The 26,461-nt window shown below is 69.3% G+C and carries 23 protein-coding genes and 1 pseudogene; 13 read left to right on the forward strand and 11 right to left on the reverse strand.

What is annotated here, in order from left to right; all coding sequences use genetic code 11:
- Window positions 1–331: 331 nt before the first annotated feature.
- From MZV50_RS24585 to MZV50_RS24625, 8 genes and pseudogenes are all read right to left on the reverse strand, one after another.
- Complete coding sequence (locus MZV50_RS24585; RefSeq protein ID WP_252631964.1) at window positions 332–1,480, reverse strand: ABC transporter permease; 1,149 nt, start codon at window positions 1,478–1,480, stop codon at window positions 332–334.
- Window positions 1,477–2,412, reverse strand: a complete 936-nt coding sequence (locus MZV50_RS24590) for an ABC transporter ATP-binding protein (RefSeq protein ID WP_252631965.1) — start codon at window positions 2,410–2,412, stop codon at window positions 1,477–1,479. Before MZV50_RS24590 ends, MZV50_RS24585 begins: the two co-directional genes overlap by 4 nt.
- Window positions 2,409–3,407 (reverse strand): HlyD family secretion protein, encoded by a 999-nt coding sequence (locus tag MZV50_RS24595; RefSeq protein WP_252631966.1) that lies wholly within the window; start codon window positions 3,405–3,407, stop codon window positions 2,409–2,411. The genes MZV50_RS24590 and MZV50_RS24595 overlap by 4 nt, the downstream gene beginning before the upstream one ends.
- Window positions 3,404–4,045 (reverse strand): TetR/AcrR family transcriptional regulator, encoded by a 642-nt coding sequence (locus tag MZV50_RS24600; RefSeq protein WP_252631967.1) that lies wholly within the window; start codon window positions 4,043–4,045, stop codon window positions 3,404–3,406. The genes MZV50_RS24595 and MZV50_RS24600 overlap by 4 nt, the downstream gene beginning before the upstream one ends.
- 195 nt (window positions 4,046–4,240) lie before the next feature.
- Window positions 4,241–5,077 (reverse strand): class I SAM-dependent methyltransferase, encoded by an 837-nt coding sequence (locus MZV50_RS24610; RefSeq protein WP_252631968.1) that lies wholly within the window; start codon window positions 5,075–5,077, stop codon window positions 4,241–4,243.
- Between the two features lie 56 nt (window positions 5,078–5,133).
- Window positions 5,134–7,332 carry a copper-transporting P-type ATPase gene (locus MZV50_RS24615; protein WP_289781892.1) on the reverse strand — a complete coding sequence of 733 codons (2,199 nt, stop codon included), beginning with the start codon at window positions 7,330–7,332 and terminating at the stop codon, window positions 5,134–5,136.
- Window positions 7,333–7,643: 311 nt separating this feature from the next.
- A pseudogene (locus MZV50_RS24620) lies at window positions 7,644–9,463 on the reverse strand (cation:proton antiporter domain-containing protein).
- Between the two features lie 27 nt (window positions 9,464–9,490).
- Window positions 9,491–9,739 (reverse strand): helix-turn-helix domain-containing protein, encoded by a 249-nt coding sequence (locus MZV50_RS24625; RefSeq protein ID WP_252631969.1) that lies wholly within the window; start codon window positions 9,737–9,739, stop codon window positions 9,491–9,493.
- A 71-nt stretch (window positions 9,740–9,810) separates the two neighbouring features.
- Here MZV50_RS24625 and ybaL point away from each other — a divergent pair, with 71 nt between their 5' ends.
- Genes ybaL through MZV50_RS24640 form a run of 3 tightly spaced genes read left to right on the forward strand, consistent with a single transcriptional unit; the run spans window position 9,811 to window position 12,317 of the window.
- Window positions 9,811–11,496, forward strand: coding sequence for a YbaL family putative K(+) efflux transporter (gene ybaL / locus MZV50_RS24630; RefSeq protein ID WP_252631970.1), 1,686 nt, complete (start codon window positions 9,811–9,813; stop codon window positions 11,494–11,496).
- Window positions 11,497–11,541: 45 nt separating this feature from the next.
- On the forward strand, window positions 11,542–11,994 hold the full coding sequence (locus MZV50_RS24635) for a MaoC family dehydratase (protein ID WP_223392758.1): 453 nt from the start codon (window positions 11,542–11,544) through the stop codon (window positions 11,992–11,994).
- 14 nt (window positions 11,995–12,008) lie between these two features.
- Window positions 12,009–12,317, forward strand: a complete 309-nt coding sequence (locus MZV50_RS24640) for a putative quinol monooxygenase (protein ID WP_252631971.1) — start codon at window positions 12,009–12,011, stop codon at window positions 12,315–12,317.
- Here the strand turns inward: MZV50_RS24640 and MZV50_RS24645 are convergent.
- The gene (locus MZV50_RS24645) at window positions 12,314–12,943 is read right to left on the reverse strand and encodes a DUF2306 domain-containing protein (RefSeq protein WP_252631972.1); all 630 of its coding nucleotides are present in this window, start codon (window positions 12,941–12,943) and stop codon (window positions 12,314–12,316) included. The two genes, MZV50_RS24640 and MZV50_RS24645, sit on opposite strands and share 4 nt — an antisense overlap.
- Window positions 12,944–13,046: 103 nt before the next feature.
- On the opposite strand from MZV50_RS24645, the gene MZV50_RS24650 reads away from it, so the two are divergent.
- Window positions 13,047–13,811 (forward strand): LytTR family DNA-binding domain-containing protein, encoded by a 765-nt coding sequence (locus MZV50_RS24650; protein ID WP_252631973.1) that lies wholly within the window; start codon window positions 13,047–13,049, stop codon window positions 13,809–13,811.
- Between the two features lie 72 nt (window positions 13,812–13,883).
- Here MZV50_RS24650 and MZV50_RS24655 read toward each other — a convergent pair whose 3' ends face one another.
- A complete protein-coding gene (locus MZV50_RS24655; RefSeq protein WP_252631974.1) occupies window positions 13,884–14,294 on the reverse strand; it encodes a hypothetical protein in 411 nt (136 codons plus the stop codon).
- A 194-nt stretch (window positions 14,295–14,488) separates the two neighbouring features.
- On the opposite strand from MZV50_RS24655, the gene MZV50_RS24660 reads away from it, so the two are divergent.
- The 9 genes from MZV50_RS24660 to MZV50_RS24700 all read left to right on the forward strand — a co-directional run bounded on the left by MZV50_RS24660 (window position 14,489) and on the right by MZV50_RS24700 (window position 23,175).
- Window positions 14,489–14,884 carry a DUF2946 family protein gene (locus MZV50_RS24660; protein ID WP_252631975.1) on the forward strand — a complete coding sequence of 132 codons (396 nt, stop codon included), beginning with the start codon at window positions 14,489–14,491 and terminating at the stop codon, window positions 14,882–14,884.
- A gap of 97 nt (window positions 14,885–14,981) precedes the next feature.
- Complete coding sequence (locus MZV50_RS24665; RefSeq protein WP_436792234.1) at window positions 14,982–17,042, forward strand: TonB-dependent receptor family protein; 2,061 nt, start codon at window positions 14,982–14,984, stop codon at window positions 17,040–17,042.
- Between the two features lie 14 nt (window positions 17,043–17,056).
- Entirely contained in the window at window positions 17,057–17,578 is a 522-nt protein-coding gene (locus MZV50_RS24670) for a YcnI family copper-binding membrane protein (RefSeq protein WP_252631976.1), read from the forward strand.
- Window positions 17,579–17,592: 14 nt separating this feature from the next.
- Complete coding sequence (locus MZV50_RS24675) at window positions 17,593–18,084, forward strand: copper chaperone PCu(A)C (protein ID WP_252631977.1); 492 nt, start codon at window positions 17,593–17,595, stop codon at window positions 18,082–18,084.
- 98 nt (window positions 18,085–18,182) lie between these two features.
- Entirely contained in the window at window positions 18,183–20,300 is a 2,118-nt protein-coding gene (locus tag MZV50_RS24680; RefSeq protein ID WP_252631978.1) for a M13 family metallopeptidase, read from the forward strand.
- 144 nt (window positions 20,301–20,444) lie between these two features.
- Window positions 20,445–20,807, forward strand: a complete 363-nt coding sequence (locus tag MZV50_RS24685) for a BlaI/MecI/CopY family transcriptional regulator (protein ID WP_252631979.1) — start codon at window positions 20,445–20,447, stop codon at window positions 20,805–20,807.
- The gene (locus MZV50_RS24690) at window positions 20,804–21,577 is read left to right on the forward strand and encodes a M56 family metallopeptidase (protein WP_252631980.1); all 774 of its coding nucleotides are present in this window, start codon (window positions 20,804–20,806) and stop codon (window positions 21,575–21,577) included. Before MZV50_RS24685 ends, MZV50_RS24690 begins: the two co-directional genes overlap by 4 nt.
- Before the next feature lie 14 nt (window positions 21,578–21,591).
- Window positions 21,592–22,011 carry an energy transducer TonB gene (locus MZV50_RS24695; RefSeq protein WP_252631981.1) on the forward strand — a complete coding sequence of 140 codons (420 nt, stop codon included), beginning with the start codon at window positions 21,592–21,594 and terminating at the stop codon, window positions 22,009–22,011.
- A gap of 237 nt (window positions 22,012–22,248) precedes the next feature.
- Window positions 22,249–23,175 carry an alpha/beta fold hydrolase gene (locus MZV50_RS24700; protein ID WP_252631982.1) on the forward strand — a complete coding sequence of 309 codons (927 nt, stop codon included), beginning with the start codon at window positions 22,249–22,251 and terminating at the stop codon, window positions 23,173–23,175.
- Between the two features lie 133 nt (window positions 23,176–23,308).
- Here MZV50_RS24700 and MZV50_RS24705 read toward each other — a convergent pair whose 3' ends face one another.
- Entirely contained in the window at window positions 23,309–26,107 is a 2,799-nt protein-coding gene (locus tag MZV50_RS24705; protein WP_252631983.1) for a TonB-dependent receptor, read from the reverse strand.
- Window positions 26,108–26,461: the final 354 nt, after the last annotated feature.

The raw sequence follows: 26,461 nt of genomic DNA on the forward strand, positions 1-26,461 counted from the left end.
TATTGCCCTGCCCAGGCCGGAGACCGACCGGGCACTGTTATACCAAGGCGAACGCCACGGGAAAGTGTCAGCAAGGACACACTCGTCAGGTTTCGCCCCCTGCGTTTTGCTCAGGAAAGCTAAACAAGATCGCCCCTCAGAATCGTCTTCCGAGCGTGTCCGACGACATCCACGAGAGATAAGCGTCAGCTGTGTTGGGTTCGCACGTGAACCGTTTGCACGCAAGAGCTCGAAGCCAGGAAATGGTCAAGCATTCGTGGAGCGTCGCCAAAAATCCTCACCTTTCGGCGCGGTTCGTCAGGTCCTCGACGGACTCTTAACGGAAGATTACCTAGTCGAGCGTCGTGCGATAGCGCGCCATCGCCAGTCCCGAGACCACCAGCACGAACAGTCCGAGGGCGGCGAGACTTGACCACAGCTGAGCCACGTCCAGCCCCTTGAGCAGGGCGCCGCGCACCACCCTCAGGAAATGCGTCACCGGAATCACGCCGCCGATCGCCTGGGCCCAGCCAGGCATGCCCCGGAACGGGAACATGAACCCCGACAGCAGGATCGAGGGCATCATGTAGAAGAACGACATCTGCATCGCCTGCAGCTGGGTGCGGGTCACGGTCGATATGAGAAAGCCCAGGGCCAGCGAGCCGATGATGAACAGCAAGACGCCCAGGGACAGGGCGACCCAGCCGCCGGCCATCGGCACCGCGAACAGGGCGCGGGCCATGATCAGGATCACCGCTGTCTGCACGAGGCCGACTCCCACATAGGGGGCCAGCTTGCCGATCATCACCTCGATCGGCCGCGCCGGGGTGGCCAGAAGGCTCTCCATCGTGCCGCGCTCGTATTCGCGGGTGACGCCCAGGGCGGTCATCATCACCAGGGTCATCGACAGGATCACGCCCAGCAGGCCCGGCACGATGTTGTACGCGGTGATGGCCTCGGGATTGTAGCGGCGGTGGATCACCACCTCGAACGGGTCGCCGCCGACTTTCGCGACGGGTCCGACCAAGTCGCGCGACAGGGCCACGCGGGGCAGGCTGGCCAGGGCCGCGATCGCCCCGCCGGTGGCGGCGGGGTCCGAGGCGTCGGCCTCGACCAGGATCTGGGCGTCGTCGCCGCGCACCACGCGGCGGGTGAAGTCGGCGGGGATGGTCAGGGCGAACTGCACCTCGCCCCGCGCCACCGCCTCGTCCAGCTCGCGGGGCGATCCGGCCACGCGGACGATCTCGAAATAGCCGCTGTTGACCAGGGCCGAGAGGGTCGAGCGCGCCATCGGGCCCTGGTCCTGGACCAGCACGGCCGTCGGCAGGTCGCGCGGGTCGTTGTTGATGGCGTAGCCGAACAGCAGGAGTTGCACGATCGGCATGACCAGGATCATGGCGTAGGTCAGCCGGTCTCGGGTGAGCTGGATGAACTCCTTGATCAGCACCGCCAGGATGCGGGCGCCGGAGAGGCCGCCCCGGCGCGCTCGAGCGGCGCTCATTGAAAATTGTCCGACGACTGGTCCATCAGTCGGATGAACACGTCCTCCAGGGTCGGCTGGACCTCGGCCCAGTTCAGCGGGGGCTTGCGATAGGGGGCGATGGCGGCCTCCAGCGCCGCGCGGTCGGTCCCGCTGACATGCAGCGCCGCGCCGAACGGGGCGGCCATGGCCACGCCGGGCCGGCCCGCCAGCGCGCCCGCCAGCCGGTCCGCCCCCAGGCCGTCGGCGGTTTGCCCTTCCGCGCGGAAGGTGACCAGGCCGCTGGCGGCGATCACCTCGTCCGCCGTGCCCCGCGCCATCAGCTTGCCATAGGCGATGTAGGCGATGTCGTGACAGCGCTCGGCCTCGTCCATGTAATGGGTCGAGACCATGACGGTCAGGCCCTCGGCTGACAGGGCGTGGATCTCGTCCCAGAACTCCCGCCTCGCCTTGGGATCGACACCCGCCGTGGGTTCGTCCAGTAGCAGCAGCTTGGGCTCGTGCATGACGCTGGCGGCCAGGGCCAAACGCTGCTTCCAGCCGCCGGACAGGCTGCCCGCCAGCTGCTTCTTGCGGGCGGTCAGGCCCAGGCGGTCGAGGCTGTCCCTGACCCGGTCGCGGCGGCGGTCCAGCTCGTGGACCCGCGCGACGAAATCGAGGTTCTCCTCGATCGACAGGTCCTCGTAGAGCGAGAACTTCTGGGTCATGTAGCCGGTCTGGCGCTTCACGGCCTCGGCGTCCTTGCGAAAGTCCAGGCCCAGCACCGCCCCCTCGCCGCTGTCGGGGGTCAGCAGGCCGCACAGCATCCGCAGGGTGGTGGTCTTGCCCGAGCCGTTGGGGCCGAGGAAGCCGGTGATCCGCCCCCTGCCGACCTGGATCGAGACGTCCTGCACCACGTGGCGCGGGCCGAAGGACTTGTTCAGTCCCCGGACGTCCACCGCGAGCTCCGTCACCGCCCGCTCTCCCCGGAAACACCCTCCAGCGGCACCACGTCGACCGGTTGGCCGATCGCCAGGGGCGCGCCCGGATCGGGCCGGGCTTCGACCAGAAACACCAGGCGCTGGCGAGCCTCGCGACTGTAGATCACCGGCGGGGTGTATTCCGAGCGCGGCGAGACGTAGTTGATCCGCGCCGTTCGCTCGGCCCCGCAGCCGTCGCATGCGAAACGGACAGCCATGCCCGGCTGGTAGCGCGCCACCTCCGCCTCCGGAACAAAGAAGCGCAGGCGCACGCGGCTGTCGGACAGCAGGGCCACCACCGGCTGGTTGGCGGCCGCCCATTCACCGGGCTGGTAGAAGACGTCCTGCACCCGCGCCGCCGCCGGGGCGCGCGGACTGATCTGGTCCAGGCGATCCTGGGCGGCGGCCAGGCTCTCGCGCGCCGAGGCGACGGCCGACCGGGCCGCGCTCACGGCGTCAGGCCGGGCACCCAGGGTCCCGACATCCTTGCGGCGCGCCACGGCGGCGGCGTTGGCGCGGGCGGTGTCCAGGGCGGCCTTCACCTGATCCAGCTTGGCCGGGGCGTAGATGCCCTTGCGCACCAGCGGCGCGATACGGTCGTAGTCGGCCTGGGCCTGGCGGACCTGGGCCTGGGCGGCGGCGCGCTCGGCGTCGTAGACCGCCAGCTCCTGCGGACGCTGGCCCTTCTCGGCGTCGCGGAGCTGGGCTGAGGCGATGGCGACCTGGGCGGCCGCCTGGTCACGGGCGGCGGTCAACTGGGCGGCGTCCAGGGCGAACAACGGCTGGCCGGCTTTGACCCGGTCGCCGCGCTGGACGGCGACGGCGCTGACCAGGCCGGCGTTCGAGGTCGCGACATACAGCGTCTCGCCCTCGACATAGCCCGACAGGCGATGCGGCCGACGCGCGTCGGGGCCCAGCAGTTTCCAGCCCAGCACGCCGCCGACGACGACCCCGGCCACGACGGCGAGGATCCGAACAGCGGGTTTCATGGCAGCATGACCACGCGCGAGGCCAGGCCCGTCAGCACGGTCTCGCAGTGCTGCAGGGCCAGCGCCTCCAGGTCGAGGGCCGAGGCCCCCACGGGCGTGAACGTCTCCTGCCAGATCACCCCCATCAGGACTGGCCCCACGATGCTGAAGGCCTGCAGGCGAGGATCGCCGGGGCGGATTTCGCCGCGCGCCTGGGCTCGCGTCAGCGCGCCGGTCATCGCGCCCAGCGCGCGGCTGACCACCTCGTCGTGCCAGACGCGGGCCAGTTCCGGAAAGTTGCGCGACTCGCCGATGACCAGCTTGGCCACCGCCCCCAGGCGCGTGGTCCCGATCACCTTGACGATGCGCCCGATCACCAGCCGCAGCAGGTCCGGGAACGGCAGGGTCGCCTGGGTCAGCAGCCCTTCGACCATGTCGAGGTTGGGGGCCACCGCCTCGCGAACCACCGCGCGAAAGATGTCCTCCTTGGTCTCGAAATAGAGATAGAGCGCGCCCTTGGAGATGCCGGCCCGGGCGGCGATCTCGTCCAGCTTCGCGGCGGCGAAGCCCTTTTCCGCGAACACCTCGAGCGCCGCCTGGACGATCTCGCCCGGCCGCGCCTCGCTGCGCCGCCGCCACTTGGGGGAACCGGCCTGCATTTTCGGGATCCGTATATAACTGACTAGTCGGTTATATATTTGGGCGAGAAGGAACTCAAGTCATCCGGAACCCATGTCATCCCGGACACGCTTGCGCGATCCGGGACCCAGGGCCGGCGCTTCGGATTTTGCCCCTGGGTCCCGGCTCTCCGCTGCGCTACGGCCGGGATGACACAGTTTCCGTGTTTCGAATTCCTACCCCTCCGCCGACACCAGCCAGCAGGCCGAGTTCATTCGGGCGACGCCGTCCTTCACATAGGGCTCCAGCGCCCGGGTCACGGCCTCGCGGACCTTCTCCCGCACAGCCTCGTCCTGGTTCGCCAGGGCCGGGTTCAGCGGGCCGACGCGCAGGCTCATGGTCAGGAGTTCGTCGAAGCTGACGGGAGTCGGGTCGTCCAGAGGCTCGATACGGACGTTCCGCCAGCCGCCCGCCTCCAGGATCGTCCGCGTGCGGTCGGGATCGGCCAGGCCGAAGCGGCCCGGCGCGTCCGTCTCGAAGACCGGGACCGACGGCAGGAACGGCGCGGCGGCCTCCAACGGGACTCCCGCGATGGCGTTGTCCTCGGCGCTCCGCCAGCTGGCGAAGACCAGCCGACCGCCCGGCCTGACGGCGCGCCGCAGGTTCTCGAAGGCCGCGAAGGGATCGGGGAAGAACATCACCCCGAACCGCGAGATGATGGCGTCGAACGGCGGGTCGAAGACATGGGTCTGGGCGTCAGCCTGGACGAAGTCGACGCCCTCCAGCCCCGCCTCGCCCGCCCGCTGGCGCGCCAGCTGCAGCAGGGCGCCGGAGATGTCGGCCCCGACGGCCAGGCCCTGCGGCCCCACGCGCCAGGCGGCCTCGAAGGTGGTCGCGCCCGCGCCGCAGCCGATGTCCAGCACCCGCTCGCCGGCCCGCAGGTCGGCGCGGTCGACCACGACCTTGGCGATCGGCGCGTAGAGGCGGTCCAGCAGGGCCTGCTGCTCGACCCAGACCTTGCCGGCCCGGTCCCAATAGGCCGACATGTCCTTCTCCAGAACAGCGTCGCTCATTCCGCCTCTCCTTCTCTCTTGTCAGGAGGCTGATGTCGGCGCCGGGCGGCCCAGGTTCAAGCCTTGTCCAGCTTCACGGATCGCAGCCGCAGGGCGTTGCCGACCACGCTCACCGACGACAGGGCCATGGCGGCCGCGGCGATGGCCGGCGACAGGGTCCAGCCGAACAGCGGATACAGCGCCCCCGCCGCGATCGGCACGCCGGCGACGTTGTAGGCGAAGGCGAAGACCAGGTTCTGCCGGATGTTGCGCATCACCGCCCGCGACAGCCGCCGGGCGGCGACGATCCCTTGCAGGTCGCCGTGGAGCAGGGTGACGCCGGCGCTCTCGATGGCGACGTCGGCCCCCGCGCCCATGGCGATGCCGACCTCGGCGGCGGCCAGGGCGGGGGCGTCATTGACCCCGTCACCGGCCATGGCCACGCGGCGCCCCTCGGCCCGCAGTTTCTCGACCACGGCGGCCTTGTCGCCGGGCAGTACCTCGGCCTCGATCTCGGTGACGCCCAGGCGGTCTCCGACGGCCTGGGCGGTGGCGCGGTTGTCGCCAGTCAGCATGACGATCCGCACGCCCTCAGCCTGGAGCGCGGCGACGGCGGCCCGGGTGGTCGGCTTGATCGGGTCGGCGATGGCCAGGGCCGCCACCGCCCGCCGGTCGACGGCCAGCAGGATCACGGTGGCCCCGGACCGCGCCAGCCCCTCGGCCCGCGTCGGCAGGTCGCCGGCCTCGACGCCAGCCTCGGCCAGGAAGCGGGTCGAGCCGATCAGCAGGTCGTGGCCCTCGACCACGCCCAGCACGCCGCGCCCGACCGGCGAGTCGAAGCCGCTCGGCTGGGCCAGGCTCAGGTTGCGGTCGGCGGCGACGCGCAGGATGGCGGCCGCCAGCGGATGCTCGCTGCCCCGCTCCAGGCTGGCGGCCAGGCGCAGGGCCTCGTCGGCCGCGAAGCCGTCGACGGTGAGGATCTCGACCAGGGCCGGCCGGCCCTCGGTCAGGGTACCGGTCTTGTCGACCACCAGCGTGTCGATCGCCTCCAGCCGCTCCAGGGCCTCGGCGTTCTTGATCAGCACGCCGGCCCGCGCGCCGCGACCGACCCCGACCATGATCGAGATCGGCGTGGCCAGGCCCAGGGCGCAGGGACAGGCGATGATCAGCACCGACACCGCCGCCAGCAGGGCCCAGGCCAGGCGCGGGCTGGGCCCGACCAGCGCCCAGGCCGCGAAGGCGACGGCCGCGACGGCGATCACCGCCGGCACGAACCAGCCCGACACCTGGTCAGCCATCCGCTGGATCGGCGCGCGGCTGCGCTGGGCGGCGGCCACCATGCCGACGATCTGGGCCAGCAGGGTGTCGGCCCCGACCTTCTCGGCCCGCATCACGAACGAGCCGGTGCGGTTGAGGCTGCCGCCGATCACCGGATCGCCCGGATGCTTGGAGACCGGCATGGATTCGCCGGTGACCATCGACTCGTCGACCGAGGCGACGCCGTCCACGATGCGGCCGTCGACCGGAACCTTCTCGCCGGGCCGGACCCGCAGGTCGAAGTCGACCTCGATCGCCTCGACGGCGACCTCGACGTCCTGGTTGTCGACCACCCGGCGGGCCGTGCGCGGCGCCAGGTCCAGCAGGGCGCGGATCGCGCCCGACGTCCGCTCGCGCGCCCGCAGCTCCAGCACCTGGCCCAGCAGCACCAGCACGGTGATCACGGCGGCGGCCTCGAAATAGACCGGCGGCGTCCCGTCCATGCCCCGGAAGGCCGGCGGAAACAGATCCGGCGCCAGGACGGCCGCGACGCTGTAGAGCCAGGCGACCCCGATGCCCATGGCGATCAGGGTGAACATGTTGAGATGGCGCGTGACCAGAGACCGCGCGCCGCGCTCGAAGAACGGCCAGCCGCACCACAGCACCACGGGCGTGGAGAGGGCGAACTGGATCCAGGCGCTGGTCCGGCCATGCAGATGGCCCCACAGGCCGACGTGACCGCCCATCTCCAGGGCGAACACCGGCAGGGCCAGGACGAGGGCGACCCAGAACCGCCGGGTCATGTCGCGCAACTCGGCGCTGGGCGCGTCGTCCACCGTGACCGTCAGGGGCTCCAAGGCCATGCCGCAGATCGGGCAAGGTCCGGGCTTGGGCGACCGCACCTGCGGGTGCATCGGGCAGGTGTAGATCGTCCCGGCCGGCGCGGCCGGGCCTGGAGCCGCCGGCGCGTGGGCGCCGTGGTCATGGTGGTGGTGGGCGTGATGCGCGTCCGGATCCATTACCGTCTCCCGCTGAAGCGCCCATACGGCGCCACGCCGCCTCGCCCGCCTTGATCGGCGTCAAGCCTGACGCGGACTGGCCTAACGCGGATCGACATTCAGCAACCCACTGCGATTGCTACCCCAAACCCCGTCTCCCCGGCGAAAGCCGGGGCCCAGATTCATCCAGAGAGGTTCGGGCTGACGCGCCCTTTCGCCTCACCATTCCCGTTGAACGCCCGTGGGTTCGATCTGGGCCCCGGCTTTCGCCGGGGAGAGCGGATTTTCGGAAACTCAAAGCTGAATGTCGATTGATCCTACAGCGGAGCGCCCTACCGCAGGCTGGCGTCCCGCAGTCGCCGGCGCCGGCCGCCCAGGGCGTCGGGACGGTTCAGGACCTTGCGATATTCGTCGCGGCGCTCGTGGATCGAGGCGATGACCAAGCCCATCGGCACGCCGATGTCGACCAGCACAGCCTCGGAGAGCTGCAAGGACGCCTCGATGGTTTCGGGCACGGCGTCGGTGGCGCCCAGTTCGTAGAGACGCGCGGCGTGGCGGGCGTCGCGGGCGCGGACCACGATCGGCACGTCCGGCCGGGCCCCGCGCGCGGCGGCGACCACCGCCTCGGCCACCTCGAAGGCGTCCATGGTCACGACCACCGCCCGGGCCGTGGCCAGGCCGCAGCGCTCCAGCAGCTCCAGCCGCGAGGCGTCGCCATAGTAGATCTTGTGCGCCTCACGCCGGCCCTGCTCGACCAGGCGCGCCTCGCGGTCGATGGCGATCCACGGCAGGTCGTGGCGGTCCAGCATGTCGCCGACCAGCTTGCCGACCCGGCCATAGCCGATGACCAGCACCTGGCCCTGCGGCTCGGGACCGACGCGATCGGGCTCCCGGGGCGTGGACTGGGGGCGGACGGCTCGCCGGGCGGCGCCTCGCTGATCGTCGCCGGCGCGCTCTTGCGGCCCAGATAGCCGCCCAGCGCCGCCAGGCCCGGGATCAGGAACATGGTCAGGGTGGCCGAGACCAGCACCGCCTGGCCGACGTTGCGCGACACCACCTCGGCCCCGATGGCGTTGTCCATCAGCACGAAGGCGAACTCGCCGCCGGCGGCCAGGATCAGGGCCGCCTCAATCGCGGCCCGCTTGTTCAGACCCATCAGCAGGCCGGCGCCGAACACCACGACGGTCTTCAGCAGCAGCAGGCCCAGGGCCCCGCCCAGGATCACCACCGGCTCGGCGACCAGCAGCGACAGGTCCAGGCGGATGCCCAGCGACACGAAGAACAGGCTGAGCAGCAGGCCCTTGAACGGCTCGATCTTGACCTCGACCTCGTGGCGATACTCGGTCTCGGCCAGCAGGATGCCGGCCACGAACGCGCCCAGCGCCATCGATAGACCCGACAGCGCGCTGACCAGGCCCGCGCCGATGATCACCAGCAGGCAGGCGGCCATGAACATCTCTTCGCTCTTGGCCTTGGCGACCGACTTCAGCATCGGGCGCAGGGCCAGGCGGCCGACCAGCACGATCAGGCCCAGGCCCAGGGCCGCCGGGGCCAGGGCCAGCAGGTCGGCCATCTGGAAGTGGCCGTGGCCCCGCCCCAGGATCGCCAGGGTGATCAGGATCGGGGCGACGGCCAGGTCCTGGAACAGCAGCACCGAGAAGGTGGCGCGCCCGGCCTCGGAATGCAGCCGCCGGCGCTCGGCCAGCACCGGCACGGCGATGGCGGTCGAGGACAGGGTCAGGGCCGCGCCGATGGTCAGGGCCGCCACCGGGCTCTGGCCCAGCAGCATGGCGCCCCCGCCCAGCACCAGCGAGCAGCCGATCACCTGGATCGCGCCCAGGCCGAACACCCACTTGCGCATCAGGCGCAGGCGCTCCCACGACAGCTCCAGCCCGATCATGAACAGCAGGAAGACCACCCCGAACTCGGCCAGCTGGGCGATTTCGTCGGGATTGTCGACGGTGACGTAGTCCAGCCAAGGGGCGACGGGGATCAACCGGCCCAGGCCGAACGGCCCCAGGATCACCCCGGCCAGCAGATAGCCCAGGATGGTGTTGATCTTCAGGCGCTTGAACAACGGCGCGACGATGCCGGCGGTGGCCAGGAACAGGACCAGGTCCTTGTAGCTCTCTGGTGAAACCTCGTGCTGCACCGCCCCTCCTTCGTTTCCCTGAAAATCCTAGACCGGCCGCCTGAACCGCACGCCCGGCCCCGCCTCGTCGGCGAAGATCAGCGACACCCCCCCGGCCTCGATCGCGTCGATCAGCAGGCGTTCGGTGCTATGGTGCAGGGCGTGGCGCTCGGTCTCGAAATCCTTGACCGTGCTGCGCGACACCCCCGCCCGATCGGCGAGGTCGCCTTGCGACCAATTGATCAGTCCGCGAGCGGCCCGGCATTGCGCCGGGAGGAGAATTTTTGCGTGTGGCATCTAGCGTACCTGGGTTTTGTCACCCATATTGGTTGAGTACGCCCGAAAGAGACGACCGTCAAGGAGCGCCATTGCACCATACCTCGCTGATCGCCACCATCGTCGCGGGCCTCGGCCTGGCCTTCGTCTTCGGCGCCATCGCCAACCGGCTGAAGCTGCCCGTGCTGGTCGGCTATCTGCTGGCCGGCGTGCTGGTCGGGCCGTTCACGCCCGGCTACGTCGCCGACCAGGAACTGGCCCCGCAACTGGCCGAGATCGGCGTGATCCTGCTGATGTTTGGCGTCGGCCTGCACTTCTCGCTGAAAGACCTGATGGCGGTGAAGAACATCGCCATCCCCGGCGCGGTCGTGCAGATCGGAGCGGCGACGGTGATGGGCCTTGGCCTGGCGGTCGCCTTGGGCTGGAGCGTCGGCGCGGGGGTGGTGTTTGGCTTGGCGCTGTCGGTCGCCTCGACCGTGGTGCTACTGCGCGCGCTGCAGGAACGACGGCTGATCGAGACCGGGCGCGGCAAGATCGCGGTCGGCTGGCTGATCGTCGAGGACCTGGCCATGGTGCTGGCCTTGGTGCTGTTGCCGGCTCTGTCGGGGGTGCTGGGCGGCGAGGCTCCGGCGACGCAGGGCGCCACCGCCTTCCTGGGCGGCGGCGTGATGGCCGCCTTCGCCATCACCATCGGCAAGGTCGTGGCGTTCGTCGCCTTCATGCTGATCGTCGGCCGGCGGGTGATCCCGTGGGTTCTGCACCGCATCGCCCACACGGGCTCGCGCGAGCTGTTCCGCCTGGCGGTGCTGGCCATCGCCCTGGGTGTCGCGTTCGGCTCGGCCGCCCTGTTCGGCGTGTCGTTCGCCCTGGGCGCCTTCTTCGCCGGCATGATCATGGCCGAGAGCGAACTTTCCCAACAGGCCGCCAACGAGACCCTGCCGCTGCGCGACGCCTTCGCGGTGCTGTTCTTCGTCTCGATCGGCATGCTGTTCGACCCGATGGTGCTGATCCGCGAGCCGCTGTCGGTGCTGGCGGCCCTGGCGATCATCGTGGTCGGCAAGTCGATCGCCGCCCTGGTCATCGTCCTGGCCTTCCGCCGGCCGATGAGCACGGCCCTGACCATCTCGGTCAGCCTGGCCCAGATCGGCGAGTTCTCGTTCATCCTCGCGGGCCTGGGCGTGTCGCTGAAGCTGCTGCCCGAAGACGGCCGCGACCTGGTTCTGGCCGGCGCCATCCTGTCGATCCTGCTCAACCCGCTGCTGTTCGCCTGGCTGGACAGGATCCTGCCCGGGATGATCGCCAAGGAGCGCGCGGCAGCCGGCGAGGAGCCGGCCATCACCGCCGCCGCCCAGCCGCACGCCCTGCTGATCGGCTATGGCCGGGTCGGCAAGGCCGTGGCCGAGGGGCTGAAGGGCAAGACCCCGCTGGTGGTCATCGAGGACGACGTCGAGCGGGCCGACGACCTTCGCAAGGCCGGCTTCGAGACGGTCAGCGGCAACGCGGTCAAGCCCGAGGTGCTGCTCAAGGCCGGCCTGGACAAGGCCACCCACCTGTTCGTCGCCGTGCCCAATCCGTTCGAGGCCGCCCGGATCATCGAACAGGCCCGCGCGGCCAATCCCGGGTGCGAGATCGTCGCCCGCGCCTATACCGACGCCGACGTGGTCCTGCTGAAGCAGACGGGCGCCACCCACGCCCTGATCGGCGAGGAGGAGATCGCCAAGGGCATGCTGGCTCGGGCGCCGAAGAAGAAGCCGGCGGCCAGTTCGGGGCATCACTGAGCGATTTTGCTGGCCACCGCGCTCCGTGACCGCTAACCGCGCCTGATGATCCAGCCTCACGCCTCGGGCGGCTACATCCTCGAAGAGCTCTCCGTCGGGATGACGGCCGAAAAGCACGTCCCCATCAGCGAGGAGCGCATCCGCCTGTTCGCCGAGGCCTCGGACGATTTCAATCCGGTCCACATGGACGAGGCCTACGCGGCCAAGACCGCCTATCGCGGCCGCATCGCCCATGGCCTGCTGTCGGCCTCGTTCGGGTCGGCCGTCGTCGGCACCATCCTGCCCGGCGCCGGCTCGATCTATCTGTCTCAGACCCTGGCCTTCCATCGGCCGGTGCGGATCGGCGACGTGGTCACCGCCCGCGTCACCGTCGCCGCGATCGATCCCGAGAGCGCCCGCGTCACCCTCCGCTGCGAGGGCCTGGTCGGCGAGGACCTGATCATGGACGGCGAGGCCGTGGTCCGCGTGCCGCGCCGCCGTCGCCCGGCCAAGGACTAGAGGACGCGGCCCCGATGCCGACCCCCGCCCCCGTCCCCGCCAAGATCACCGCGATCCTCACCGCCCGACCGGGCAGGACCGACGAGCTCCAGGCCCTGCTGCTGGGCATGGCTCCCGCCTTCCGGGCCGAGCCGGGCAACCTGCGCTGGGACGTCTGGCGCGACCAGGCCAACGCCGACCGCTTCGTGCTGGACGAGCTCTATGTCGACAGCGACGCCGTCGCGGCGCACCGCGAGACGCCGCACTTCAAGGCCTATCTGGCCCGGATCGGCGACCTGGCCGAACGGACATCGATGGTCTCGGAGCCCGTCGATCTAGGTTAGGGCCGCCGCCGCAGATACAGCTCGGCGACGACCAGGTTCGGGACCCAGCACAGGAAGGCGATGGCCCGGTACCAGGGCAGGAACGGCAGCTCCAGCGCCATGACCGCCGGCAGGTAGAGCCGCAGGGTGACCGCCGCCAGGGTCAGGGCCCACGAGCGGATCATCCAGCGCCGATGCGCCACCAGGCGCCGGTCCATGGCCGCGCGCCAGCCCAGCAGGTTCACCGCGATCCAGGTCACGGCCAGGCTCCCGAACCCGGCCGAGGCGATCGGGCCGGCGGACGAGCCGAACGCCAGCACCAGGCCCGCCGCCCCGCCGACCAGGCAGCCCACCACATAGGCGCGGCCGATCCAGCGATGCGCCCCCACCACCGCGCGCAACCCGGGCAGGAACTGCAGCGAGCCCAGCACCAGCGCCGTCACCGCGCCGCCGACGTGGATGACCAGCCCAGGCACGCCCAGAGGATTGCCCAGGGCCTGGGCGGGCGTCCGGGGCGGATGCAGAAGATAGCGAGCAGAATAGGCGGCGATGGCCAAGCCGAGGAGCCCCGCCAGGAGCCAGAAGATCCGGAGCGGCCACGCGGTTCGAGGGCCAGTCTGGGCCTGGGTGGCGGTCGGGGTGGTCATGGGGATCCTCGTGACGATGTCGCCCGATGGATTGCGGCCCGCGCGGCGTCTGGCTAGGCCTTGCTTCGCGAACGGCGCCAGGGCCGCGCGAACGGGACCTTCGATGCAGGACGCCACGGCAATCCGGAGACACCGATGGGCGGTCGACCTGGCGGTGCTGGTCGCCATCGGCCTGCTGATGGGCTTTCTCGGCCCGTTCGACTCCGAGCGCATGCCCGCGGCCCACCGCTACGGCTATTGGATGAGCTGCATGGTCGGCGGCGGCCTGATCGGCATCGGGATCGACAGCCTGCTGAAGGCCCGGGTGACCGCGCCCTGGCGGCGCGCGGTTCTGGTCTCGCTGCTGATGACGCCGCTGGTCTCGGCCTGGGTGCTGACTAGCGCCGTCGCGATCCTGGGCGCGCATTTCACCCCGCCGAATTTCCTGAGGCTGCCGGCCCAGGTGTTGCCGATCGCGCTGGCGGTGATGCTGGTCCGCGCGCTGGTCTGGCGGCCTCGTCCCACCCGGATCGAAACCCGCACCATCGTCGCCCCGCCCACGCCCGACGCCGAGACCACCTTCCGCAAGCGCCTGTCGGCCCGGCGGCGCGGCGCCCGGCTGATCGCGATCGAGGCGCACGACCATTATCTGAAGGTCCACACCGACGCCGGCGCGGAGCTGATCACCCTGCGCTTCGCCGACGCCCTGGCCGAGCTGGACAAGGCCCACGGCTGGCGGGTGCACCGCTCGTGGTGGATCGCGGCCGAGGCGGTCGAGGACGTCCGCTGGCGACGCGGGACCGGCGAGGCCCGCCTGGCCGGCGGCCTGGCCGCGCCCGTCAGCCGGACCTACGCCCCGGTCCTGAAGGAAGCCGGCTGGCGGCCCTGAGCGATCACCCGTCCGGATCGGCCGCGTGACGGGGCACCTGCGCCATGCCAAAGCAGCGCAGGGCATAGACCTTCACCGGCCGCTGGCCCCGCCGATCCAGGCTCGCGCCGCGCGCCGACAGATAGACCCGTCGGATCCTGGCTTCACGCGGCGTGCGAACGGCGGCTCGCGAGTCATCGCGATCACGAAAGCCGATGCTGTCCCGGAAGCGCGCGTCACGGGCGTCCACCGTCCGTCCTTGTTGTCGTCGAAGAGCGACAGATAGCGGCGCTCGATCTCCACGCCCGCCGGGAAGGTGTCGACATGGATGAGGCGCCCCATGCTCGTCATGCGGCTCGCCGTCACCGTCGACTTGCGGCAGGCGGGGTCGGACGATCCGGCCTGCCCGGCGTCCACCGGCGCGGCGGAGGCGGCGACCAGCACGGCGACGATCCATCCCGCGCGAAGGACGGAGGAGGCGATCATGCGGCGAGGCGTCTTCATTGTTCCGTTCCGATCGGACCGAGCCCGAAGCCAGCATGATCGTCTCCCGCGTCCGCCGATAGACTCCACCTCCGATTTATCCCTTCGCCCCGACGGCCGCGCCGGTCGACGCGCCCCTTAAGCGTTCGCGCGCCCATCTGTCCCACCCGCGCCAGATTGACCCGGCCGTCGCCGCGCCCTACTCAGCGCGCACCATGACCGCCCGCCCCGGACAGTTCCGAGCCTTGCTCGCCGCGCTCGCGGCGATGCTGGCCGTGTTCGTCCAGGTGCTGACGCCCGCCGCGGCCATGGCCCACGACCTGCGCGAAAGCGGGTCGGCGATGGTGATCTGTACGGCCGACGGCTCGAAGGTCGTGATCATCGCCGAGGACGGCTCGGTCCGCACCGCGCCCGCCAAGGGCTTCATGGGCCTGAAGTGCTCGGATTGCGTGGGCCCGACCCTGGCGGTCACCCTGGGCGTATCGGCCCCGGCCATCGCCCCCGTCCAGTACGCCGAATTCGTCGAGACCCCCGTCCAGCGCGTCCTGGGCGTACGCGGCCATGCCCGCGCCCCCCGCGTCCGCCCAGCCAGGGCCCGCCCCAAGACCTGAACGCCTGACCCTTCCCGCCGCGCCGCGTCCGTGACGCCGCGCGCCTCGTCACGCTTTCAGGACGTCTCGTCTCATGTCGACCTATCGCCACGCCCTCATGGGCGCCGCCGCCTTCGCCTGTCTTTCCTGGGCCTGCTTCGCCCCCGCCGCCCACGCCGCACCGGACGCCGCGCCCGCGGCCGACCCGACGGAGGTCTCGTCGGTCATCGTCACGGCCCGCCTCAATCCCGAGGATCCGCCGATCGTCGCGGCCGCCCGCAAGCGGCTGTCCGAGACCCCCGGCGCGGTCTCGGTGATCTCGCGCGAGAGCTATATCAACCGCCAGACCCTGGCCCTGGACGACATGCTGCGCGACGCCCCCGGCGTCTACGCCCAGCGCAAGTGGGGCGGCGACATCCGCATCTCGATCCGCGGCTCGGGGATCGGCAACGCCAACCACAACCGGGGCCTGCTGCTGGCCCAGGACGGCGTGCCGCTGAACGAGGCCGACGGCTATGGCGACAGCCAGGTCGCCGACCCGCTGAACACCCGCTACGCCGAGGTCTATCGCGGCGGCAACGCCCTGCGCTTCGGCGGCGCCCTGCTGGGCGGGGCGATCAACATGGTCACCCCCACGGGCAAGGACGCCGGCTTCGACAACGAGATCCGTATCGACGGCGGCTCGTTCGGCCTGGCCCGCGAGCATGTGGCCATCGCCCGCCAGTCGGGCGACTGGGACGTCTTCGCCGCCGCCACCAACCAGACCGGCCAGGGCTGGCGCTCGCAGAGCCAGCAGAACATCCAGTTCGGCAGCCTGAACATCGGCCGGTCGTTCGGTCAGGACCGCGAGGTCCGGTTCATCGTCAACGGCTCGAACATCAACCAGGAAATCCCGGGCGCCCTGACCCTGGCCCAGTTCCAGGCCGACCCGCATCAGTCGGCGGCCGGCAACCTGTCGGGCGACCAGAGCCGCAACCAGCGCGGCCTGCGCGGCTCGCTGCGTACGACCTGGCGCCTGTCCGACCAGTTGGTGTTCGAGGGCGCGGTCTACGCGGTGTGGAAGGACCTGGACCACCCGATCTTCCAGGTCATCGACCAGGAAAGCCGCAACTACGGCGCCTTCGGCCGCTTCGACTGGGATGGCCAGATCGGCGACAAGCGGGCCGACGCCTTCTTCGGCGCCTGGGTCCGCCAGGGCGACCTGGACTCGCACTTCTATACCAACGTCCGGGGCGGACGCGGCGCGCTGCAGTCGATCTCGTACCAGAACGCCAAGGCCGTGGACGTCTTCGGCGAAGGCCGCGTCTTCGTCACCGACCACCTCGCCGTGGTTGGCGGCGCCACCTGGGGCCAGGCGCAGCGCGACTATGTCAGTGTCGCGGTTCCGGGGATCACGAGCACCTTCAACCTGACCGCCTCGAAGACCTACGACTGGATCTCGCCGCGCGTGGGCCTGCTGTGGCAGGACGAAGGCGGCAACCAGGTGTTCGCCAACCTCACCCGGTCGGTCGAGCCGCCGAACTTCAGTTCGATGACCCCGACCAATGTCGGCTTCACCCCGGTCAAGGCGCAGAAGGCCTGGACCGCCGAGGTCGGCGCGCGCGGCCATCGCGGCCCGTTCACCTACGACGTCACCCTGTACCGCGCCGACCTCACGCACGAGATGTTGCAGTACGCCATCGACAACAACGCCGGCATCCCGGCCGCGACCTTCAACGCCGACAAGACCCTGCACCAGGGGATCGAGGCGGCGCTGGACTGGGCCCCGGCCAAGCACTGGCGCATTCGCCAGACCTGGACCTGGTCGGACTTCCGCTTCAAGGACGACGTCAAGTACGGCGACAACCGCCTGCCGATCGTGCCCAAGAACTTCTACCGCTCGGAGGTCCGCTACGACGACCCGCGCGGCTGGTTCCTGGCCCCGTCGGTCGAGTGGTCGGCGACCGACCAGTGGATCGACTACAAGAACACCCAGAAGGCCCCGGCCTATGCGATCCTGAACCTGAACGCGGGCTGGAAGGTCACGCCCTCCGTCTCGCTGTTCCTCGACGCGCGGAACCTGACCGACAAGGCCTATGTGTCCAACACCCAGGCCGCGGTCGCCTGGACCGCCGCCACCGCGACGCTCTGGCCGGGCGACGGCCGGTCGGTGTTCGGCGGCGTCACCGTAAGCTTCTGAGGGAGAACGACATCATGAGAACGCCCCTGATCGCCCTCCTGGCGCTGGTCGCCACCCCGATCCTGACGACGGGCGCCTCCGCGCACGTGGTCGCCGTCCCCGACACCGCCAAGGCCGGCTCGTACTCGGCAATCGCCTTCCGCGTCGGCCACGCCTGCGCGACGGGCGACACCACCCTGAAGGTCCGCATCGAGATCCCCGACGGCGTCGCCTCGGCCCGGCCGCAGGTCAAGCCGGGCTGGACCTATAGGCTGGAGCGCGGACCCGACCCGAAGGCCGCCCCCACCGCCATCACCTTCGAGGGCCGCCTGCCCGACGAGGCCTTCGACGACTTCGCGATCCTGATGAAGCTGCCCGCCCAGAACGCGACCGGCGGCGACAAGCTCGTCTTCCCGGTCGTCCAGACCTGCGAGACGGGCGAGAGCCAGTGGACGGAAATCCCCAGCCCCGACGCGCCGGACGCCAAGCTGAACCGCCCGGCCCCGACCGTCACCTTGATCCCCAACGGCGCGGCGCCGGCCGCCCACCAGCACTGAGAAAGGAGCGCCTCATGTCGCGCATGGTCGCCATCGGCCTGACCGCCATCCTCGCCGCCTCGGCCGCCGCCTCTGCCTGGGCCGGCGACTACAAGCTGGGCGCCCTCACCATCCGCCAGCCCTGGAGCCGCCCGGCCCAGGCGGGAATGAACGGGGTCGGCTTCTTCACCCTGGTCAACGCCGGCAAGACGCCGGTGACGCTGCAACGCGTCGAGAGCCCGGCGGCCGGCAAGGTCGAGATCCACCAGTCGGCCATGGCCAATGGCGTCATGACCATGCGCCGCCAGGACGCCGGCGTCGTCGTGCCCGCCGGCGGCCAGGTCGCCTTCGCGCCCGGCGGCTATCACCTGATGCTGCTGTCCCTGAAGGCGCCACAGGGCGTGGGGCAAAAAGTTCCGGTAACGCTGGTGTTCGACAACGGCCGCAAGGCTCAGGTCGATCTGACCGTCCAACTGGCGCCGCCGCCCGGCGCGCCGGCTTCGTCCATGGGCGAGCACAAGCACTGATCCGCCCCGAAACGCCGATCATGAACTTTTTTTAAGGGAGCAAATATTCCGCGTCCGTGCAGATTGCCGCCAGCTCATTACCAACGGACGCTTCTTCCATGAAAAGAGTTTGGTTCGGCGCCGCCGCGGTCGCCGCCCTGTCGATCTGCGCCTTCGGGGCCCAGGCCCACGAACAACACCCCTGCATCGACGAGGCCTGCACCGTGCAGTCGCTGATGCCGACGCTGGCTGAGGGGCTCGCCGGCGACGTCACCTCGCTGGAGTCGCCGCGCTACGGGACCTGGGGCTTCGACCTTTCCGGCATGGACACGTCGGTGAAGCCGGGCGACGACTTCTACAAGTTCGCCAACGGGACCTGGGACGCCAAGACGGAGATCCCGTCGGACCGCGTCCGCTACGGCAATTTCGACAAGCTGGCCGAACTGTCGGAAGCCCGCACCAAGGCGATCATCGAGGGCGCCGCCGCCGACAAGGCCGCCACCGGCGAGAAGGCCAAGATCGGCGCCGCCTACCGCGCCTTCATGGACGAGGCCGCGATCGAGAAGCTCGACGCCAAGCCGATCCAGCCCTGGCTGGACGGCGTCAAAAAGGTCAAGACCAAGGAAGACTTCACCGCCCTGATGGGCAAGAGCTCGACCACGCCCTACGCCACCCTGATCGGCGTCGGCATTTCCGTCGACGCCAAGAGCCCGCAGCGCTACGCCGTCTACGCCTCGACCGGCGGCCTCAGCCTGCCCGACCGCGACTACTATCTGGACGCCAAGTTCGCCGACAAGAAGACGGCCTACCTGGCCTATGTCGAGAAGATGCTGACCCTGGGCGGCTGGGAAAAGCCGGCCGAGAACGCCAAGGCCATCGTCGAGTTCGAGACCAAGCTGGCCGAGGCCAGTTGGACCCGGGTCGAGCGCCGCAACCGCGACAAGACCTACAACCCCGCCACTTTGGCCGAGCTGCAGGCCCAGACGCCGGGCTACGACTGGAACCGCTATCTGGTCGGGACCGAGCTGCCGAAGGTCGATCGCTTCATCGTCACGACCAACACCAGCTTCCCCAAGTACGCCAAGATCTACGCCGACACCCCGATCGAGACCCTGAAGGCCTGGCAGGCGTTCAAGGTGATCGACGGCGGCGCGCCGATGCTGTCCAAGCGCTTCGCCGACGCCAGCTTCGAGTTCCGCAACAAGACCCTGGCCGGCCAGCCCGAGCAGAAGCCCCGCTGGAAGCGCGGCGTGGCCCAGGTCAACGGCCTGCTGGGCGAGGCGGTCGGCAAGCAATATGTCGCGGCCTACTTCCCGCCGGACTCCAAGGCCAAGATGGTCGCCCTGGTCGGCGACATCCGCACCGTCCTGAAGACCCGTATCGACGGTTCGGACTGGATGGGTCCGGAGACCAAGGCCAAGGCCCAGGACAAGCTGGCCAAGTTCACCGTCAAGATCGGCTATCCCGACAAGTGGCGTGACTATTCCAAGCTGGAGATCAAGGAAGGCGACGCCTACGGCAACGCCATCCGCGAGGGCGCCTGGGACTATCGCCACGACGTCGAGCGCCTGAACCAGCCGGTCGACAAGAGCGAGTGGGGCATGACCCCGCAGACGGTCAACGCCTACTACAACTCGGTCAACAACGAGATCGTGTTCCCGGCCGCGATCCTGCAGGCGCCGTTCTTCCATCCGGACGCCGACCCGGCCGTCAACTACGGCGGCATCGGCGGCGTGATCGGCCACGAGATCGGCCACGGCTTCGACGACCAGGGCCGCAAGTCCGACGGCGACGGCGTGCTGCGCGACTGGTGGACGGCCGAGGACGCCGCCAAGTTCGAGGTCCAGAAGGTCAAGCTGGGCAAGCAGTATTCGGCGTTCGAGCCCTTCCCGGGCATGCACGTCAACGGCGACCTGACCATGGGCGAGAACATCGGCGACATGTCGGGCCTGGGCTTCGCCCTGGACGCCTACCACGTCTCGCTGAAGGGCCAGCCCTCGCCGGTGCTGGACGGCTTCACCGGCGACCAGCGCGTCTATCTGGGTTGGGCCCAGGTCTGGCGCCAGAAGTCGCGCGACGACGCGCTGAAGCAGCAGATCGCCAGCGACCCGCACTCGCCGGCCTACTACCGCGTCAACGGCACGGTCCGGAACCAGCCGGGCTGGTACGCGGCCTTCGACGTCAAGCCGGGCGACAAGCTGTACGTCGCGCCGGAAGACCGCGTGAAGATCTGGTAGGCCACGCGCCGATCATCGAGACAGAGAGGGCCGCCAGGAGACTGGCGGCCCTTTTTCGTGGCCCCCTCCCGGATAACAGCGATTGACGATCAGGATGACAAGTGTCAACGTCGATTCGTTGACACTTGTCATCAGGAGAAGCTTATGAAGATCAGCGCTGCGGAAAGCGTGGTCATGGAAGCCCTGTGGCGGCGGGGTGAGCTGACCTCTGAAGCGATCATGGCCGAGGTGTGTGAGCTCCAAGGCTGGACTGAGGGCACCGTCAAGGTGCTGATCAGCCGCCTCGTCAAGAAGAAGGCCGTCGCCGTTCGAGCCGAAGGCCGGCGCTACCACTATTCGGCGGCGCTGAGCCGCGAGGCCTATGTCGGCGCCGAGAGCCAGGGCCTGCTGGACCGCCTGTTCGACGGACGTCTCGCGCCGCTGGTCATGCATTTTTCCGAGAGCGACAAGCTCAGCGACGAAGACATCGCCGAGCTGAAGGCCCTGGTCGAAAGAATCGGCAAATGAGCGCCGCCGTGCTCTCAGCGGTCATCGCCGCCAATCTCGCCCTGGCGGGCGGCGTCGCGGCCGTGATGGTCCTGCGCGGACCCATTCGCCGACGCATGGGCGCCGGCTCCGCCTATCTCCTGTGGTTGACGCCGCTGTTATGCGCGCTGGCGGCGCTGGCCCCCGCGCCGATGGCGACCACGCCTCTGGCGCCGATTGTCCTGACGGTCGGCAAGGCAGCGCGCGAGGTCGTTCCGTCCGCTCTGGTCACGCCGATGGCGGCGTCCCTAGCGCTGCTTTTGTGGGTTGCGGGCGCGGTCGTCATGGCCGGCGTCTTCGCCGTTCGCCAGGCGCGCTTCACTCGGTCCCTTGGACCGCTGGCGCCGCACCCTCGCCTCTCCGGACTGCTGCAAGGTCGGCATGTCAACGCCAGTCCCTTGGTCCTGGCCACGCCTTGGCCGCGCATCGTGGTTCCCGCCGACTTCGACGCCCGCTTCCAGGGTGAGGCCCGCGATCTGGTCCTGGCGCACGAGCGCGTCCACCTTCGACGCGGCGATGCTCTGATCAACGCTCTGGTCGTGGCCATCCAATGCCTGGCCTGGTTCAACCCGCTCGTCCATCTGGGCGCGCGCAGCCTGCGGCTCGACCAGGAAATGGCCTGCGACGAGGCGGTCTTGGCGCGCCGCCCGGAGGCCCGGCGCCTGTACGCCGAGACCCTGCTCGGCGCGCTTCTCGTTCCCCGTGCCGTTCCGTTCGGCTGCCATTGGCCGGCGGGCGGCGCTCACCCCTGAAGGAGAGACTGGTCATGCTGAACATCCCCGCCCGAAGCCCTGCACGGAAGGCCGCCGGCCTCGCCCTGGCCACGCTTGTCGGCCTCGCCGGCGCTGGCGCGGTCTGGACCGCCGAAGCGCGTCCGACCCACGCGATCACCAAGCCCGACTGGGCGGTCAAGCCGACCGGTGATGACATGGCCCGCTTCTATCCGGCGGCCGCGGCGAAGTCGAACATGGGAGGGCGCGCCACCATCAACTGCCGCGTCACCGTCGAGGGACGGCTGACGAAATGCAAGCTCCTGCGCGAAAGCCCCGGCGATCAGGGCTTCGGCGCGGCCGCCCTGCAATTGGCCGAGATCTTCCAGATGAAACCCAAGACGCTGGACGGACGGCCCGTCGCGGGCGGCGACGTCACGATCCCGCTTCTCTTCGCCGTTCCCCCGAAGACCTGAGGTCGACCGACCAATCCCCCCAAGGGCCGCCGGGCGACCGGCGGCCTTTTTCGTGACCGTCCGCGCCCGCGCGACCCGTGCGCCATCCCAGGCGACGCCATCGAATTGCCGCATCCTCCGCAAAGCTTCACCAGAGGTTGATCCCGAGGGCATGGCGTGCGCGATCTTGGTCTCTGTCTTCTGGCGCTGGCATGCCTGTCACCACTCCCGTCGCTGGCCCGGGAAACGCCTCCGAAGATGACGGCCGGCAGTCCGGCGATGTTGGATCGACACCTGATCGATATCGGCGGCGGCCGGCGGCTGAACATGGTCTGCATCGGCAAGGGCGCGCCGACCCTGGTCTTCGAGCAAGCCCTGGGCGGGACGATCCTCGACTGGCAGCGCATCCAGGCCGAGCTCAGCAAGACCAACCGGACCTGCTTCTACGACCGCGCGGGCTATGGCCAAAGCCCAGCCTCGGACCAGCCCCGCACGCCGCGAAACGTCACCGACGACCTGCACGCCCTGCTGCGCAAGGCAGGAGAGCGCAAGCCGGTGGTGCTCATCGGCCATTCGATCGGCGGGCGCTACGCGCCTTACTACTACGAGCGGTTCCCAGCCGACGTCGCGGGCATGGTGCTGGTCGATCCGGGCTTCTATGGCCAGGACGACCTGAACCTGTCCGCCGCCGATCAGGCGCTCTTCGACGGCTTGCGGACCAAGGTCTATGCGAAGTGGTCGAACTGCGCCGCCAAGGCGCGCAGCCACGACATGACGCTGGAGGCCCCGCAGGGCTGTTTCGCGGCGAATCTGCCGTACTACACGCGCGACGAGGCCGCGCGGATGCTGCCCGTCTACCAGCGCCCCGAGCGCTGGGAGACGATCGCCTCGGAATATGGTCACATCGACGAGGACAGGGGCCCGCACAAGGACTGGGGCGCCTTGCCGCTGGTCGTCCTGACACGGACCGCGTTCCCGCCCACGCCCGGCGCGTCCGACGCCTTCAATCAGTCGGTCGAGGCGGTGCTGAAGCGCGGGCATGCGGCGCTGGCGGCCCGGTCCAGTCGTGGCCGGAACATCACCGTGCCGAACTCCAGCCACTACATCCAGGCCAACCAGCCCGAGCCTGTCCTGGCCGCGATCCGGGACCTCTTGGCCGAGGTCAAGGCAAGCCCCTCACCATGACCCGTCCTCCGGATGACGCTTCAGACGGCGTCGCTGACGCGCGCGCGCCGGTTCTGATGAGAGACCGCCAATGGGCCGCGACGCCTGGGGGAGAACGGCCAGCGGCGCATCGCCGCCGGCCGTCGAGGGGCGCCTATTCGCCGAAGCGGAACCGCATGCCCACACCGTAGTAGCGGCCTTCGTACCGGACATCGACCGGATAGGTCCGGTTGGGCTGGTAGTTGTTGTAGTTTTCGAACGGCTTGGCCAGCAGGTTGGCGACATCGAAGCTGACGGTCAGCGACTTGGAGAGGTCGTAGCTCAAGGAGGCGTCCAGGCGCGAGATCGCCCGGACTCCGACGCCGGTATATTGCGAGCCGTCGGTCGCCTGACGGTAGTCGGTCACCCAGGGTGAGCGGTGATTGTAGGAGATCCGCGCCGTCACGCCGTTGCGCTCGTAGAAGAGGGCGGCGTTGTAGGTCCATTTGGACAGGCCGGTGATGCGGACGTAGGGCGCGTCCCCGCCGAGCGTCTTGGGGAACTGGTTCTTGCCGTCGATATAGGTGACGTTGCCCTGGACGCCGAAGCCCTTGAAGGCGTCGGGCAGGAAATCCAGGAAGGTCTGGGCGTTGATCTCGAAGCCCTTGATCTTGCCCGCGCCGGAATTCTCCGGACGGCTGATCTCGATCAGGCCGTAGACCGGGTCTTGGACGCGGCGGGTGTAGTTGCTCGTGAACCCGAAGAGGTCGCGATAGAAGCCCGCGATCGTGATGCTGCCGGTGCTCGAGAAATAGTATTCGGCGCTGGCGTCATAGTTGTTGGACGTCAGCGGGACGAGGTCGGGGTTGCCGCCCGAGCCGTAGGCGTTCGGCTGCGCGGGCGCATTGGGGTCGACGGGCTGGTTGGGGTCGCGGACCACCTGGCTGACGTTCAGGGCCGGGTTCAACGCGCCGAAATCGACGCGGGTGCGGGTCTGGGTATAGCCGAGGCGCAGCTGCACCTTGTCGGCCGGGCGGATGCGCAGGCTGATGTTGGGCAGCACGTCGGTGTAGTTCTGTTTGATCGTGCGCGGGATCAGCGTCGTGACGCCGTTGGCCGCCACGCGCGAGACGCCGGAGTATTCGCCCAGCGTCTGGACGACCCGGACGCCGACCACGCCGTCGAAGGCGATCGCGCCCACGTCGAACGCGTATTTGGCCTGGGCGTATTCCGCGTAGCTCTGCTCGGTAGCGCTGAAGGCGCCGCCCTGGTCCAGAGGCACGTCCGGGCTGCTGAAAGCCTTCAAGGTGTCCTTGTAGCCCTGGTCGGCGGGGTTGAGCGCCACCAGTTGCTGCAGGGCCGCGACGGAGCGCTGCTGCAGGGCCGTGAAGTTGGCCGCGATGCCTTCGCGGGTCGGCATCAGGTACTGGGTGAAGCCCTGCGAATTGCCGCGGAACGGATCCTCGACCATCTGCAACTGGCCGACGGGCAGGCTGGACAGCGCGATCTTCAGCGGCAGCACCCAGGCATAGCGCGAGCCCTGGATCAGCGAGGCGTCACGGTCCGTGTAGCGCAGGCCGAACTTGATCTGGGGAATGAACGACGAGCCGGTGTCGTACACCGCATCGCCGCGCCATTGGACGCCGTCGCCCTTGGCGATGTAGTGGCGCTCGTAATAGCCGCGCCAATAGTAGTTGGCCGGATTGGCGGCGTCGAAGCCCGTGAGGTCGAAGGCCGCGCCATCCTTTTCATTGAACTTGACGACGACGGTCGGCGCGCTGGTGAAGGCGCTGTCCAGGCTCCAGTTGCGCGCTTCGTACTCGCTGTCCTCGTAGGCGAGGTCGGTGGACAGGGTCAGGCGCTCGCCGCGCCAGACCGCGCCGAGCGCGCCCTGATAGGTGTTGGTGTGGTCCGCGCCGGTCGAGCGATAGGCCTGGGGCGCGACGCCGCCGGTCTTGGTGAAGCCCGCCGCCTGATCGGTCGCGCCCGGAACCAGCGTCACGTTCGTCAGCGTCGGGTCCTGCTGGACCGCCGAATCCCAGTCCCGCAGGTTGACGTCCAGATTGTCCGTCGCCTGCCGGCCCCGATACCCTTGGAAGATACCGTCGAAATAGACCTCGAGCTTGTCGTTCGGCCGCCACTGGACGGCGACGTTGCCGGACGGGCGGAAGCGCTTGCCGCCGTCGTTATAGAGGCCGACGGAGTTCGGATAGTAGAAGCTGTTGCCGGCGCTAGCCGGCGAAACGCTGGACGCCGGGCTGACCTGGCGGATCCACTGGTTGTTGTAGCGGACGCCGTTGCGGTACTGCGACTGGGCGTAGGTGGCGTTGGCCAGCACGCCGATCTCGCCGATCGCCGTGTCCCAGCGATCCGAGACCAGGATGTTGCCGTTCGGATCACGCTTCTTGGTCTGGTCGTTGTAGGTGAGGCGCACGCCCCCACCGATGAAACCGCCCTTGAAGTCCAGCGGGCGGCGGGTGCGGACATTGATCAGGCCCGCCAGGCCAGGCTCGACGATGTCGGCCGTCCCGGACTTGTAGACCTCGATGCCCGCCAGGGCCTGGGCCGGGAAGTCCTGCAACTGCACGCGGCGCAGTTCGGCGGTGAAGATCTCACGACCGTTATAGGTGGTGGCGACGTCCGGCAGGCCGCGGATCAGCACGCGGTTGGCCTCGTCGCTGAAGCGCTCGACCTGGATGCCGGCGATCCTCGCCAGGGTCTCGGCCGCGGTGTTGTCGGGCAGCTTGCCGATGTCCTCGGCGACGACCGCATCGAGGATGGCGTCGGAATTGCGCTTGATCATCTGAGCCGAGCGCAGGCTCTGCCGTAAGCCGGTCACGACCACTTCGGTCACGGCCGAGGTCTCCGCCGTGACGGTGGGGGTGTCCACCGCAGCGGTCGTCGTCTGCGCGGCGACAGGCATGGCGAAAAGCGCCATGGGCGCGACCGACAGCATGAAGGCTAAGCGTTTCATAGGACCCCTCCCAGATTGAGCGCGAGATGTTTTCTCGCAGCTTCATTTGTCTGACTAAATGTGCAGGGGAGTCGCTTTTCGTCAATCGGATTAATAGGACTAATGCGGCTATTGCAATTCGGATTCTATATCCACCTGGATTCGAACATGTTTTCCATAGGGGCAAGAGCGGGTATTCGCTTCAAATGGCTTGAGGAAATGGCCTGACGTGCGTGATCGCACGCGCGTCAAAAGCTTCGCGTGAGTCGCCTCGCGGTCATGACTCGATGCCGCCCTATACTCTGACAAAACTTTACCCTAGGGAATGCCGCCCGCCCCCGGCCTGGGCTTGCCGCCCTCGACGACCGCCCTTTA

The sequence above is a fragment of the Caulobacter segnis genome, assembly GCF_023935105.1.
Taxonomy (GTDB): domain Bacteria; phylum Pseudomonadota; class Alphaproteobacteria; order Caulobacterales; family Caulobacteraceae; genus Caulobacter; species Caulobacter segnis_B.

What these genes read in the sequence shown, in the direction of transcription:
- MZV50_RS24585 (WP_252631964.1), bottom strand. Translation starts at nt 1,480, where the DNA reads ATGAGCGCCGCTCGAGCGCGCCGGGGCGGCCTCTCCGGCGCCCGCATC.
- MZV50_RS24595 (WP_252631966.1), bottom strand. Translation starts at nt 3,407, where the DNA reads ATGAAACCCGCTGTTCGGATCCTCGCCGTCGTGGCCGGGGTCGTCGTC.
- MZV50_RS24600 (WP_252631967.1), bottom strand. Translation starts at nt 4,045, where the DNA reads ATGCAGGCCGGTTCCCCCAAGTGGCGGCGGCGCAGCGAGGCGCGGCCG.
- MZV50_RS24610 (WP_252631968.1), bottom strand. Translation starts at nt 5,077, where the DNA reads ATGAGCGACGCTGTTCTGGAGAAGGACATGTCGGCCTATTGGGACCGG.
- MZV50_RS24615 (WP_289781892.1), bottom strand. Translation starts at nt 7,332, where the DNA reads ATGGATCCGGACGCGCATCACGCCCACCACCACCATGACCACGGCGCC.
- MZV50_RS24625 (WP_252631969.1), bottom strand. Translation starts at nt 9,739, where the DNA reads ATGCCACACGCAAAAATTCTCCTCCCGGCGCAATGCCGGGCCGCTCGC.
- MZV50_RS24635 (WP_223392758.1), top strand. Translation starts at nt 11,542, where the DNA reads ATGATCCAGCCTCACGCCTCGGGCGGCTACATCCTCGAAGAGCTCTCC.
- MZV50_RS24640 (WP_252631971.1), top strand. Translation starts at nt 12,009, where the DNA reads ATGCCGACCCCCGCCCCCGTCCCCGCCAAGATCACCGCGATCCTCACC.
- MZV50_RS24645 (WP_252631972.1), bottom strand. Translation starts at nt 12,943, where the DNA reads ATGACCACCCCGACCGCCACCCAGGCCCAGACTGGCCCTCGAACCGCG.
- MZV50_RS24650 (WP_252631973.1), top strand. Translation starts at nt 13,047, where the DNA reads ATGCAGGACGCCACGGCAATCCGGAGACACCGATGGGCGGTCGACCTG.
- MZV50_RS24655 (WP_252631974.1), bottom strand. Translation starts at nt 14,294, where the DNA reads ATGAAGACGCCTCGCCGCATGATCGCCTCCTCCGTCCTTCGCGCGGGA.
- MZV50_RS24660 (WP_252631975.1), top strand. Translation starts at nt 14,489, where the DNA reads ATGACCGCCCGCCCCGGACAGTTCCGAGCCTTGCTCGCCGCGCTCGCG.
- MZV50_RS24665 (WP_436792234.1), top strand. Translation starts at nt 14,982, where the DNA reads ATGGGCGCCGCCGCCTTCGCCTGTCTTTCCTGGGCCTGCTTCGCCCCC.
- MZV50_RS24670 (WP_252631976.1), top strand. Translation starts at nt 17,057, where the DNA reads ATGAGAACGCCCCTGATCGCCCTCCTGGCGCTGGTCGCCACCCCGATC.
- MZV50_RS24675 (WP_252631977.1), top strand. Translation starts at nt 17,593, where the DNA reads ATGTCGCGCATGGTCGCCATCGGCCTGACCGCCATCCTCGCCGCCTCG.
- MZV50_RS24680 (WP_252631978.1), top strand. Translation starts at nt 18,183, where the DNA reads ATGAAAAGAGTTTGGTTCGGCGCCGCCGCGGTCGCCGCCCTGTCGATC.
- MZV50_RS24685 (WP_252631979.1), top strand. Translation starts at nt 20,445, where the DNA reads ATGAAGATCAGCGCTGCGGAAAGCGTGGTCATGGAAGCCCTGTGGCGG.
- MZV50_RS24690 (WP_252631980.1), top strand. Translation starts at nt 20,804, where the DNA reads ATGAGCGCCGCCGTGCTCTCAGCGGTCATCGCCGCCAATCTCGCCCTG.
- MZV50_RS24695 (WP_252631981.1), top strand. Translation starts at nt 21,592, where the DNA reads ATGCTGAACATCCCCGCCCGAAGCCCTGCACGGAAGGCCGCCGGCCTC.
- MZV50_RS24700 (WP_252631982.1), top strand. Translation starts at nt 22,249, where the DNA reads ATGACGGCCGGCAGTCCGGCGATGTTGGATCGACACCTGATCGATATC.
- MZV50_RS24705 (WP_252631983.1), bottom strand. Translation starts at nt 26,107, where the DNA reads ATGAAACGCTTAGCCTTCATGCTGTCGGTCGCGCCCATGGCGCTTTTC.